Source organism: Metabacillus litoralis (assembly GCF_020524045.1).
GTDB lineage: Bacteria > Bacillota > Bacilli > Bacillales > Bacillaceae > Metabacillus > Metabacillus litoralis_C.
In genome coordinates, this window is the sequence record NZ_JAIVKL010000001.1 from 563,558 (window position 1) to 576,294 (window position 12,737).

A 12,737-nucleotide genomic window follows, 5' to 3' on the forward strand; every position below is an offset into this window, starting at 1 on the left:
AAAAGCATTCAAGAGTGATTATACACGCTAGAATGCTTTTTAATCGTCGCTTTCATCTATTTTGCACATTGTTATCTTTTAGGTAGATGTTTAACCATTTTAGATTATACTATTTATCAGAGTTTACTACTTACTCTCTAAAAGCTCGATCACCTAAAATCTTTAAAGTAATATCATCTGAAGGAGGATTGTGCAACCCTGCTCTAACATCACGATAATATCTTTGAAGTGGATTCGAATTAAATAAACTCTGTCCTCCTACTATTCTCATTGCTAAATCAACTACTTCAACTGCTGCATTTGTGACAATTGTTTTTGTAGCAGCTAAATCATAAGCCATATTAGATCGATCTTCTGGTAATGCATCCCATTTTTCAGCAGTCGAGTACATAAAAGTTCTTGCCATCGTTAACTTTAAGTCCATCTCTGCTACTTTTCTTCTTACCTCTGGGACCTCTTTAATTGGATGTGTAAGACTAGTTGGCTGATAAGTTTTCGCGAATTTCACAGCCTCATTTCTCGCAGCAATCGCAATCCCTATATAACATGCTGGAATATGGAGTAACCAACCTTGTGCAGAAGGTTTCTCCTTTTTTTGTTTTCTTTCAACTAATGCCTCTTCAGGTAGATCAACTTCTTGTAACAGAAGATCATCACTTCTTGTTCCACGCATACCAAGTGTATTCCAAGTTTCTTCGATGGATAGGCCTTTTGCTGATCTTGGAATAAGAAAGTCCCCTATTTCACCTGTTTCTTCAATGGTTGCTGGTACGATAAAATAATCCAATGCTGGTGCTAATGATGTAAAAATCTTTTTCCCATTTATAATCCATCTTCCATCTCTTTTTGAGGCAAGGGTTTCAGGCTTTCCACCTCTTGCTGGACTTCCAGAGTTCGGCTCAGTAGCTGCACTATTTATTAATTTATTTTCATTAATAATTTCTTTACATACATTCTTAAAAGTCTCAATATCCCACTTTTGTGTTTCTCTTAAGTGCATAATTAACCCTAAATGCCATCCCAATGATAAAGAAGTAGGTGCATCACCTTGTGCAATTTTCTCTTGTACTAATAAAAATTCATAAAGTGATGCACCATACCCACCAAACTCACCTGGTATTGTCAGCCTTAAATAGCCTTCTTCCTTTAAACGTTTAAAATTATCAAAAGGAAAACTACCTTCTTGATCATGTTTATCAGCTAATAATGAAAATTCTTTACACAATCCATCTGTTTTTGTAAGCAATTTCTTTTGGTTATCACTTTTAATAAATTGTTCATCTAGATAATTCACTTAATCACCTCATTATCTATTATTTTATATACTTTCTCTTTTAACTCAAAGTATTTTGACTTACTAATAAGCTAACTCTTTTCATTCTTATCATTATTTTGATAAAATGAGTTGAAAGCCCAAAAATACATAGTACATAATCTACACAAAATAGGAGGGTTATTATTGTCTAATTTTCAAATGAATTTAGAAAAATATGCTGAATTAGCAGTACGTGTTGGTGTAAATATCCAACAAAATCAAAACTTAACCATAAATGCATCAACAGAAACAGCAGAGTTTGTTCGTCTTGTTGTCAAAAAAGCTTATGAAGCAGGAGCAAGAAACGTTTATGTGGAATGGCATGATGATATGATTACAAGAACTCGATTTGAGCTAGCATCTGAAGACGCATTAAATGACTATCCAGAATGGAAAGCAAGAGGATTAGAAACACTTGCTGAAAATGATGGCGCATTCATGTCAATCATTTCATCTGATCCTGATCTATTAAGTGGAATAGATCCTAAAAGAATTGCTCTTTCAACTAAAGCTGCTGGTATGGCATTAACGAAATATCGTAATTATTTACAAGCTGATAAAGCAAGTTGGACAGTGATTGCAGCTGCTTCTAAAGAATGGGCAGCTAAGGTTTTTCCAGAAGAAGCAGAAGACAAACAAATTGAAAAACTATGGGAAGCTATTTTCAAAACAACCCGTATTGATCAAGAAAATCCTGTTGAAGCATGGCAAAACCACAATGATAACTTACATAAAAAGGTTGATTATTTAAATAACAAAAGATATAAAAAACTACACTATAAATCTAATGGAACAGATTTAACGATTGAACTACATGACACACATACATGGGTGGGTGCAGGTAGTGAAAATGAAAAAGGAAATTTCTTCATGGCGAATATGCCTACTGAAGAAGTATTCACCGTTCCCCTTCGAAATGGTGTAAACGGAGTCGTTCAAAGCACAAAACCACTTAGCTATAGTGGAAATCTAATTGACAATTTTAAATTAACGTTTGAAAACGGTCGTATCATTTCTGTATCAGCTGAAAAAGGTGAAGCAGTGTTAAAACAACTAGTTGAAACTGACGAAGGTTCACACTACTTAGGAGAAATTGCCTTGGTGGCTCATGATTCACCTATTTCTCAATCAGGTATTTTATTCTACAACACCCTATTTGATGAAAATGCATCAAACCATTTAGCAATTGGAAATGGCTATGCATTTTGTGTTGAAGGTGGGAAGAAAATGTCTCGAGAAGAACTCGAAAAAGTTGGTGTTAACTCAAGTATTACACATGTAGACTTTATGATAGGATCTGCTGATATGGATATCGACGGAATTTCAGAAGATGGTTCATCAGAAGCTATATTCCGTAAAGGAACGTGGGCATTTTAAGTTATTAAAGAATTAGGGGTCAGGCTTTTTAGTCAGGCCCTTTTTGTTTCTTAAACATACGAATGAAGGGAATTAAATATGAAAACAGTTGAAGTGTATATCTTATCAGGTTTTTTAGGCGCAGGAAAAACTTCCTTACTACAAAATATATTATTGCAAGAACAGCAACAACAAAGGAAAATCGCCGTTATTATGAATGAACTTGGTGAAGTTTCGATTGACTCTGATGCAGTATCAAAAGAAACACCCTTAAAAGAACTATTAAACGGCTGTGTTTGTTGTACAATTCAAGGTCAACTTGAAGTACAACTTGAAAACATGTTACGAGAATATGAACTTGATGCAATATATATCGAAACAACTGGTGTTGCACATCCGATAGAGGTTTTAGATGCCTGTCTTTCACCTCTTTTTGCAGAAAAACTAAATGTTAAAGCGATCATTTCAATTGTAGATGCGAAAAGATGGAAAGATCGCTCTAAATTAAATATTCAGTTACGGAAGCTACTAGTTGAACAAGTACAACATGCTGATGTTATTTTATTAAATAAAATTGATTCGATTTCTGAGGATGAAAAGGCTGCCATTGTATCTGAAATCCAAGCTTTGAACACTAATGGGAAACTTTTAATGACTAACTTTGCAAAAGTACCCCTAGCAATGATACAACCTAAACAAATGAATGATAAAAAACAGCATGAAACAGCACATGTACATGAAAAACTTCATTTACGAACTTATGTGTATACATTTACAAACTCAATTGACTTGAGTGATTTTGAACAATTTTTAAGGAACATGCCAGAAACTATTTATAGAATTAAAGGTTATATTGGCTTCACTCACTCTAAAGAAAGCTACCTTTTCCAATATTCCTATGGAATGCCACTATATATGAAAGAACCTATAAAAAGGAAACAAACACTTGTATTTATCGGTCAAGATTTAGATCATAAAATGTTAAAAGAAAAACTGACACTTTTGGAAAACTCATAAAATTAGACTTTTAGCTTATTCATACATTGTTGTTCACTGCCTAAATGTCAAAAGACGCTCAGGCTAAACAACAACACAAGTTAAAATTTTCATCAAAATTAGGAGACAACCATAACTACCCTGGATGTCTCCTCTTATTTATTTGAAATCCTATAAATTATATGTAGATAGATTAGAATAAACCATTTTCAAATAAGGTGTATGAATATTATTATCTTCAGCTAAAGTTAATAGATAGCCTTGCAAATGATCTCCTTCAATATAATCATTCTTTTCCATATCTCTTTGCATAGAGGTTTTCATTTCATAAGACATTTCATTAATTTTTTGTAATTGTATCTTCTCAATATTATCATCGATCGGTGCACCAACTGCTCGCATAACTGATCCAATTTCAATAAAAAGATTTTCTATCATCTCTAAACCATATTTAGCTTCTCTTATAGGACCAATACTCGAACGAAACAATGTTGTGATGCCTGAAAGTCCACTAATAAACATATATTTATGCCACATATCCTTTAGAATTGTATCACTTTTTCTTATTGAAGCTTTTGTTTTCGAAAGTAAATTATTAATCTTTGTCATTCTATCTGTTTCTTTTCCGGTAAGCTCTCCATAGACAAAATCATGAGTTGCACTTGTCTGCACAATTACACCATGTTGATCAACAGTAGATTCTATAAAACATAAACCACCTATTATTTGATTTTCTGAAAATGTTGTCATAAGAACATCTAAGTGCTTTATTCCATTTAACATTGGAATAATAACTGTCTTACTCCCTACAAATGGTTTTATATCTTCAACAGCTTGTTGAAAATGATAGGATTTTGTTCCAATAAGTACAATATCATAATGCTCTTCGTTTTGATTGGTATTTAACAATGTTTTCGGTGCAAATGTATAATCACCATGAACACTCTTAATCGTAAGTCCATTTTCTTTTAATTGTTGTTGACGTCTTTCCCTTACTAAGAAAGTAACATCTACCCCTGATTCTACTAATCTGGCACCAAAATAACCTCCAACTGCACCAGCACCAACAACTAAAACTTTCATAGAGCTCATCTCCCCTTTTTTTTGCTATGTGTTTATCTTACTATTTAAGCAATCAAAATTAAAAGGAATTCAAACAATATTCTTATCTGCAAAATACTTTGTTATCAATATTTTTGTAACACTTTAAACTTTAGGCAGACTATTTTCAGGAAAAAGCATAGCAAAAGAGATAGAATTTAACAAAAGTTATCTTCTATCTCTTTACTTTGCTTTTATTAAGTATAATCTTACATTTAATAATTCTAATTAAGCGTATAGTTCTTTCACTTGTTTTTGAACAGTACTATCTGCTAAAAACTCATCATATGTCATTTGCTTATCAACCAAACCATTAGAAGTTACTTCAATAATACGATTAGCAATTGTTTCGACAAATTGATGGTCATGAGAAGTAAAGATCATCGCACCTTTGTAAACAGTCAAACCATTATTCAGTGCTGTTATAGACTCTAAATCTAAATGGTTTGTTGGTTCATCTAATAGTAAAACATTTGAACCACTAAGCATCATTTTAGAAAGCATACAGCGTACTTTCTCTCCTCCTGATAAAACACTTGGTTTCTTAAGAACTTCTTCTCCTGAGAAGAGCATACGTCCTAAAAATCCACGTAGGAAGCTTTCACTTTGATCATTTGGAGAATACTGACGTAACCAATCAACAAGGTTTGGTTCATCTCCAGTAAAATATTCACTATTATCTTTTGGGAAATAAGCTTGTGATGTTGTAACACCCCATTTATATGTTCCACTATCAGGTTCCATTTCACCAGATAAAATTTTAAATAATGTTGTAATAGCTATCTCATCACGACCTACTAAGGCAATCTTATCTTCCTTATTCATCATGAAACTAATGTTATCTAATACCTTCACACCATCGATTGTTTTAGATATACCATCTACACGTAAAACGTCATTTCCAATTTCTCGCTCTGGAGTGAAGTTAACGTAAGGATAGCGTCTAGAAGATGGTTGAATATCATCTAAAGAGATTTTATCGAGTAACTTTTTACGAGATGTTGCTTGTTTTGACTTAGATGCATTTGCACTAAATCGGGCAATGAAATTCTGTAGTTCTTTAATTTTTTCTTCTTTTTTCTTATTGGCTTCTTGACCTAATTTTGCAACTAATTGACTTGATTCGTACCAGAAATCATAGTTTCCAACATAAACTTTGATTTTAGAAAAATCCAAGTCAGCAATATGAGTACATACCTTGTTTAAGAAATGACGGTCATGGGAAACAACAATAACGGTATTTTCAAAGTTAATTAAAAATTCCTCTAACCATTGAATAGCTTGAATATCAAGATGGTTTGTAGGCTCATCAAGAAGTAATACATCAGGTTTACCGAAAAGAGCTTGCGCTAACAAAATCTTGACTTTATCTCCACCTGATAAATCAGCCATTTTTTTCGTATGAAGATCTTCCCCTATGCCTAGACCCTTTAACAGAATAGCTGCTTCACTTTCAGCTTCCCAACCATTCAATTCAGCAAATTCGCCTTCTAATTCAGCTGCTTTCATTCCATCTTCATCCGTAAAATCTGCTTTCATATAGATAGCATCTTTTTCTTGCATAACTTCATAAAGACGTTTATGTCCCATGATCACTGTTTTTAGAACTTCAAACTCTTCATATTCAAAGTGATTTTGTTTCAATACAGCTAATCGCTCACCAGGTGCCATACTCACATCACCTGTTTGTGCTTCAATCTCACCTGATAATATTTTTAAAAACGTAGATTTACCCGCTCCATTTGCTCCAATTAATCCGTAGCAGTTGCCCGGAGTAAATTTAATATTAACATCTTCAAAAAGCTTGCGATCACCGAATCGTAAGCTAACATTTGTAACTTGAATCATGAAATATCCTCCAATACTTTAACATCTAAATAATTATAACACTTAAAGACTAATTTTTATACGTATAAAGGAGCGAACTTTACATACACTTAAAGTTTATCCTACCTTATCTACTAATTATAAAAGTGCTACCTTAGCATTTATTTTCAGAACCAAACCATTATTAGCTAAAACACTAACAAGTTTAACCATAACACAAAAAAAACACGAATAATTTCTTCTAAATTTGTTAAGGATTTATCTTAGGGAATGGAGGTTGCAACATGTTTTCATCACGTGGTGATGCTCATAAATTATATATAAAGTTCAAAGAAGCCCAAAATCAAAATCAATCATTAGATGAGTTAGAGGAATTAATTGAAATCGAGGAAATAAAAGCATTTTATCTTAACCAGAAGAGCTCAACCCTTGAAAAAATTTACTATCGTATTTTAAAAGAGAAAAACGGCATGGGGATGATACCAGTTTTTGTTTCATCAGGTCCCTGGCTATTATTTCTATTTTCAAAGAAACTACAGGAAGTATTATTTCAAAATGGAAGTATGCCGTTCATCATTTTTATTACAGTATATTTACTCATTTTAACTTCTAGCGTGATACTCCATTTTCGCGAGAAGGCTTGGGCAGCAATTCATTCGACTATTATTAAAGATATATTGAATGAACGAAAAATCCAGAGCAACCCAACTTAAATGAAGGGTTGCTTTTCGTCTCTAATATGGTAATTAATGAAAATTATTCAACTTTTTAACGAAGTCTTATGCTATAAATTCACAATATGATGATTAACTCATTCGTTAAGATATTTTATTTTCTCTATTATTTTTCCTAAGTACAATAAATGAAAAGACTAAACCTATTATGACTGTTGTTATCGCCGAAGACATAGCATTCACATTAGTCAAAACAAATAATGACGGAATATCACCTACAACTGTATCTTCCATTGTTAAAAAGATACATAAAAACATATTATTAGCTGCATGAGCACCTATTGAGTATTCTGAACTATTTGTTTTAATTGTTATATAAGTCCATATAAACCCCATCGCTAAATAATCGATAGCGATCCAAATAGCTCCATGCTCCATCTCAGGATTCCAAAAATGTAAGCTACCAAAAATTCCACCAACAACGATCGTTAAAAGTATTGGATTTTTTGTAAACTTACCGATCCATTGCAATAAAAACCCTCTAAAAATAAGTTCTTCAGATGTTGTTTGAATGGGTACCAGTAAAATTGCAGCAATCAATAACCATGCAAAACGAGATCCATCAAAATTATTCAACATATAATCATCTGGAAAAAGTGCATAGTCTACCAATGAAAAGATAGCAAATAATATAAAAGCTACTAAAAATCCATATGTAATCTTTGACCAATTAATCTTATCATAAGGTGTTATAAATGAAATTAATTTCCTTTTTAGAATTGCTCTAGCTGCAATCCAGATACCAATAACAGTTATGATGTTTATAATATGAGTTAGATAAAAATCAACTAAAGGATCGGTTATAACCATATCATTTACATTAATAAGTTCAGGGTTAATTGCTCCAGCTATAAATAAACTAATAACATAACCGATTAAACCAACAATAAACATAAAAGCTAGAATTACTAGTAAAGAACTGATATACCTCCAATGTGTATTTTTCCCATTTGTAATCTTAATAAAATTTGGTTCCATTTAAATTCTCCTCTTTATAAGATTGACAGAATAATAGGATGGTAAAATTATCCTCCTAATTTTCCATGTTTAATTAATATAGTACCAATTGGATTCTGTTTGTTAATTATAAGAAATTAACAGATATTAACATCATATATGATACTTGTTACTTTTAAAATATGTAAATACATTTTATTTAACTCAGTTATATAGGCGAAAATTTTTGATTTAGAATCTCATTATCAATTGAACTTGGATTGATATTTAAATAACCCTGATCTATATGGTCTTTTGAATTAGAAAATAATGACTATAAAATTATTTTTCACAGCAAAACGCTCGATTGATAAATACTTCGAGCGTTTTGCTTTAACTATTTGATTTATTAAACGTTGCTGTTAATTTCCGTTACAGACATTCACTTTCTCTAGGAAGAATTTGCACTTTGAAAAAGCCGGTAGTTGGGCTTTTTCATTATTCTCCTTAAGAAGAATCGTACTTTTTAAAAAACCATAATGGCATTTAGTTAGTTTGCTTGCTACGACTAAGAGAATATATGTTAAAATGAGCTATCTACATGTAAAGGAGTACAGCATGAAAATACAAACATTAATCGAATATTGTTTATTAATTTTCTTCTCTGGAATTTATTTTGCATTCCTTGGATTTCACTCAAACGGGATTACATTTGTCGTTGGTGTTATCTTTATTTATATCGTGATTAATATATCAACTAAAAAAATTCTTCCCCGATATGGAATAATAGATAAAAAACCGTCACTTTTGTTTAGTGTAGCCTCTATTCTAGGAACGATATTTATTACTATGCTACTTTTAACAATACTCGCTATTTAGTACTTATTCATCGTTTGGTTTAGGTGGTTTTAATTCCTTAGCTTTTCTGCGCTTTTTCATCGTAATTAGTGTCACGATTACAAAACCACCTAAAACAAGTAATACAGGTAAACTACCAATAATGAAAATAATTAGTGCAGATACAAAGTTCAAGAGAAAATTCACACTTTCCATAAATTGTTTCCCAGTTTTCTCCCATGTATTTAAGTCTTTATTATCTAATGCTGGTATGTTTACTTTATTTTCAGACACATGAATAGACACAGTTGCTAAATTCACTTTATTAGTTAAATAATTCATCCTTCCTTTTATTTGCTCAATCTCTTCTTGAACAGTAGCCAAATCAGTCGAAATTTTTAAAAGGTCCTCCGTTTTCTCAGCCTTTTCCATAAAATCTACTAGACGTTTTTCAACAACTTGTTTTGATTTCAACCTTGATTCAAGATCAACAAACTCCTCTGTCACATCTTGACCTACAATTGATTTGTTTATAATTTTGGTACTACCTTTCTCAACTGATTGAAGAAATTCATGGAATTTTTCTTGTGGGATCCGAACTGTAATCGTTCCTTCTACTGATTCACCTTCATCTATCGAATATGAATTTGATTCAACGATATATCCGCTATGAGAAATGACTTCATTTTCTATAAAAGTAAGTGTATGATCATAGCTTGATACAAGAATAGATAGATCGGCTGTATAGATAACCATTCTCTCATTTTTGATGTCATCTAGCTCAGAAGAAGTTGGGGTTTCTTTTTCAATATTTTCTTCTTCCTTTGAAGAGTTATCAATTGTAGCCATTTCCTTATCTTCAGCGTGCTCTGGAGCAGTACTTTCAATACTTCCGCTATCTAATTTGTCTTTACTTTCCTCAGTGCTACTACTACTACAACCTGTGAAAATCGTAAAAATTAAAAATAGAGAACTTACGAACAGGAATTTCTTCATTTCATCACATCCTTTTAAAAGTTACTTTGTAACCTAAGCAGTCAATATCAGCTTTTTTTAATAAATGGATTACAGATGACAAAAAATCCAACTTTTCAATATAAACGATTCTAAGAATTTTCACCAAATAAAAGTAGATAATATAGATCCTTGAATTATCTACTATGAAAACTTAGAAGTAACAAAATAATCCATCTTTATTTATTAGTCGCAACCGGTAAAGAAATGTTACAAAATTATTACATATTATTATGTAATAATAGAGCTAGGCACTTAAGACAGATGTCACAAAGCTTATCCAAAGTACTTGAATTAAATTTTCATTTCCAAAAAAACCACAAAAAAACCGAATGAACATGATATATGTCCATTCGGCTTAAATTTATTTTATTCTGTTTTACTTAAATGATCAAAAGGAAAAAAGATAAACTCTGATTTTCCAAGGATACGTTCTTTTTCAATCAACCCTAATCCATTTCTACTATCCATACTATTCAATCGATTATCTCCCATAACAAAATAGCTTCCTTGTGGAACCTCAATCTCGTCAAAATCGCTAGTTAACAACATACCCATTTGTTCTGCATGGGTTTCATTTCCTTCTAAGTACGGCTCTGTGATTTCTTGATCATTAACATATACTTTACCTTGTTCTGCTGTTATTTTATCACCAGGTAAGCCAATAATTCTTTTTACATAACGTATTTTTTCTTCTTTGCCATCAATAATGACAATATCACCTTTTTCAATATCTCCTATGAATTGCAATGTTTTATTGACAAATAGACGATCTCCGTCCTTTAACGTAGGGTCCATTGAAGATCCTTCTACTAAATACGGTTCAAATAAAAAGAATCTGATAATCATCGCCAACCCTACTGCTAAAACAATTGCTTTCGTCCATTCCCAAATCTTTGCTTTTGATGATTCTGTTTCGGTTTGCGACATAATGAATCCTCCTATATAAGCTCTTTTATCATTATACCTTTATTATATTTTATTTGCTAAAAAAATAAAAAACCCTTTATTTTTTTGACAAATCTCTTACAATTAGATTGTATAGGGATGTTAATTAGTGGGGGTTTGTATGTGATGGAATTTATCTTTAACTCTTTAAGAGTTTTACACATAATTGGAGGATTTGTTGCTCTATTTGTATTCTGGGTTCCAATCATCACAAAAAAAGGTGGGAAACTTCATACTCGTTTTGGCTGGCTTTATATTTATGGAATGATTGTTGTTGCCATTAGTGCATTTTACATGGGCTTTATCGAATATTTATTGATATAAAATCCTCTCCAGAGCAAATATCCTTTTCCTGGTTTCTTATTTTTATAAGCATTTTAAGTTCTGCATCTGCTTATTATGGAATGAGAGTTTTACGCTTTAAGACCCGAACACATACTCATACTAATCTACTTGATTTAGCTTACCCAGTTTTATTGTTCACCTCAGGTATAGCTATTAGTATTTACGGGTTTATAATTAACTCTTCATTACTTTCCTGGTTTCCTCTTGTAGGGATTTTTCTAGGTGCAACTCAATTATTATATTGGTTAAGAAAACCACATAAAAAGATGCACTGGTGGTTCGAACATTTTTCAGGTATGCTCGCCTGCTGTATATCAACAATTACAGCTTTTACTGTTTTTGGCGCACCTCGTTTACTAAATATAAATTCTGTTAATATGGTATTATGGTTTTTGCCTACAATTTTTATCACACCCATTATCATAGGATTGGGAATTTATTACACAAAAAAATTTAATAAACACTAAATGAATATATAACTAAAAATAAGGCACTGTTTACCATTGTTGTTCCGTTACAGGCATTCACTTCTCTAGGAAAAAATGTAGTTTGTTTTTTCTCTAGGAAAAAATGTTAATCTTTAGGAACGCGCTCGTCTCGCAGGAGTCTCATGTATTAACCCCCAATCAACAAAGATTTAAAATTCACCGCTTAATATAATCAAAATAAAAAGCGATCAGAAACGAAGGTTTAATTTCCCCTAAATTTCTGATCACTCTAAAGCATTAGCAATAAAAAGATTGTATGTAAAATTCATTCAAACAAATGAAGTTTTTATGATACAACATTTAGTGTCACATCAATATTACCTTTTGTTGCTTTAGAATATGGACAAAATTCGTGTGCTTTTTCTACAAGCTCTTCTAATTTTGATTTTTCAATTCCTGTTCCTTTTACTTCTAATGTTACTCCAAGTTTGAATCCATTGTCTGTTTCGTCTTTTAAAAGACTTACATTCGCAGTTACTTCAGATTCAAAATTCTCTTTTTCTTTCTTAGCGATTAATTGTAACGCTCCATCAAAACATGCTGCATATCCTGATGCAAAAAGTTGTTCCGGATTTGTTGCCTCTGGTATCTCCTTTGCTCTAGGTGAACCTGGCATTGCAAGTTTTACATTAATATTACCGTCAGAAGATTCTACTCTTCCTTCTCTTCCACCTACAGCTGTGGCAGTAGAAGTAAATAAAACGTTTGACATGAACGATCATTCCTTTCTTTCAAATATTTATTACTATTAAACTTTACCCTTTTCGTAAAGTTTTAATCCTTAAATACCAAAAAGCTGACAAGATCCAAAGTAAATTCGTCTCTTGTCAGCTTTTTATA

Annotated in this window: 12 protein-coding genes; 5 read left to right on the forward strand and 7 right to left on the reverse strand. The window is 31.9% G+C overall.

All coding sequences use genetic code 11. The features are described 5' to 3' along the window. Nucleotides 1-130: 130 nt before the first annotated feature. Nucleotides 131-1,294, reverse strand: a complete 1,164-nt coding sequence (locus LC076_RS02670) for an acyl-CoA dehydrogenase family protein (protein WP_226665956.1) — start codon at nucleotides 1,292-1,294, stop codon at nucleotides 131-133. Nucleotides 1,295-1,459: 165 nt separating this feature from the next. Between LC076_RS02670 and LC076_RS02675 the strand changes: the two genes are divergently transcribed. Both LC076_RS02675 and LC076_RS02680 read left to right on the forward strand, forming a co-directional pair. Then, entirely contained in the window at nucleotides 1,460-2,692 is a 1,233-nt protein-coding gene (locus LC076_RS02675; RefSeq protein WP_226665957.1) for an aminopeptidase, read from the forward strand. Nucleotides 2,693-2,770: 78 nt separating this feature from the next. Then, on the forward strand, nucleotides 2,771-3,688 hold the full coding sequence (locus LC076_RS02680) for a CobW family GTP-binding protein (protein ID WP_226665958.1): 918 nt from the start codon (nucleotides 2,771-2,773) through the stop codon (nucleotides 3,686-3,688). A 150-nt stretch (nucleotides 3,689-3,838) separates the two neighbouring features. Here the strand turns inward: LC076_RS02680 and LC076_RS02685 are convergent, their stop codons facing one another. Next, nucleotides 3,839-4,750: a ketopantoate reductase family protein gene (locus LC076_RS02685; RefSeq protein WP_226665959.1), complete on the reverse strand. Its 912-nt coding sequence runs from the start codon at nucleotides 4,748-4,750 to the stop codon at nucleotides 3,839-3,841. A 246-nt stretch (nucleotides 4,751-4,996) separates the two neighbouring features. After that, nucleotides 4,997-6,616, reverse strand: coding sequence for an ABC-F family ATP-binding cassette domain-containing protein (locus LC076_RS02690; protein WP_226665960.1), 1,620 nt, complete (start codon nucleotides 6,614-6,616; stop codon nucleotides 4,997-4,999). A 263-nt stretch (nucleotides 6,617-6,879) separates the two neighbouring features. Between LC076_RS02690 and LC076_RS02695 the strand changes: the two genes are divergently transcribed. Next, on the forward strand, nucleotides 6,880-7,308 hold the full coding sequence (locus LC076_RS02695; RefSeq protein ID WP_226665961.1) for a hypothetical protein: 429 nt from the start codon (nucleotides 6,880-6,882) through the stop codon (nucleotides 7,306-7,308). Nucleotides 7,309-7,413: 105 nt separating this feature from the next. Here LC076_RS02695 and LC076_RS02700 read toward each other — a convergent pair whose 3' ends face one another. Then, complete coding sequence (locus LC076_RS02700; protein ID WP_226665962.1) at nucleotides 7,414-8,307, reverse strand: CPBP family intramembrane glutamic endopeptidase; 894 nt, start codon at nucleotides 8,305-8,307, stop codon at nucleotides 7,414-7,416. Nucleotides 8,308-8,883: 576 nt separating this feature from the next. Here LC076_RS02700 and LC076_RS02705 point away from each other — a divergent pair. Then, on the forward strand, nucleotides 8,884-9,144 hold the full coding sequence (locus tag LC076_RS02705) for a hypothetical protein (RefSeq protein ID WP_226665963.1): 261 nt from the start codon (nucleotides 8,884-8,886) through the stop codon (nucleotides 9,142-9,144). A 3-nt stretch (nucleotides 9,145-9,147) separates the two neighbouring features. On the opposite strand, the gene LC076_RS02710 is transcribed toward LC076_RS02705, so the two are convergent. Beyond that, nucleotides 9,148-10,098 carry a DUF4349 domain-containing protein gene (locus tag LC076_RS02710; RefSeq protein WP_226665965.1) on the reverse strand — a complete coding sequence of 317 codons (951 nt, stop codon included), beginning with the start codon at nucleotides 10,096-10,098 and terminating at the stop codon, nucleotides 9,148-9,150. A gap of 387 nt (nucleotides 10,099-10,485) precedes the next feature. Next, nucleotides 10,486-11,046: a signal peptidase I gene (lepB, locus tag LC076_RS02715; protein WP_226665966.1), complete on the reverse strand. Its 561-nt coding sequence runs from the start codon at nucleotides 11,044-11,046 to the stop codon at nucleotides 10,486-10,488. 141 nt (nucleotides 11,047-11,187) lie between these two features. Between lepB and LC076_RS24310 the strand changes: the two genes are divergently transcribed. Beyond that, entirely contained in the window at nucleotides 11,188-11,388 is a 201-nt protein-coding gene (locus tag LC076_RS24310) for a DUF2306 domain-containing protein (RefSeq protein WP_319005470.1), read from the forward strand. 795 nt (nucleotides 11,389-12,183) lie between these two features. Here LC076_RS24310 and LC076_RS02725 read toward each other — a convergent pair. Beyond that, on the reverse strand, nucleotides 12,184-12,609 hold the full coding sequence (locus LC076_RS02725; RefSeq protein WP_226665968.1) for an organic hydroperoxide resistance protein: 426 nt from the start codon (nucleotides 12,607-12,609) through the stop codon (nucleotides 12,184-12,186). Between the last annotated feature and the right edge of the window lie 128 nt (nucleotides 12,610-12,737).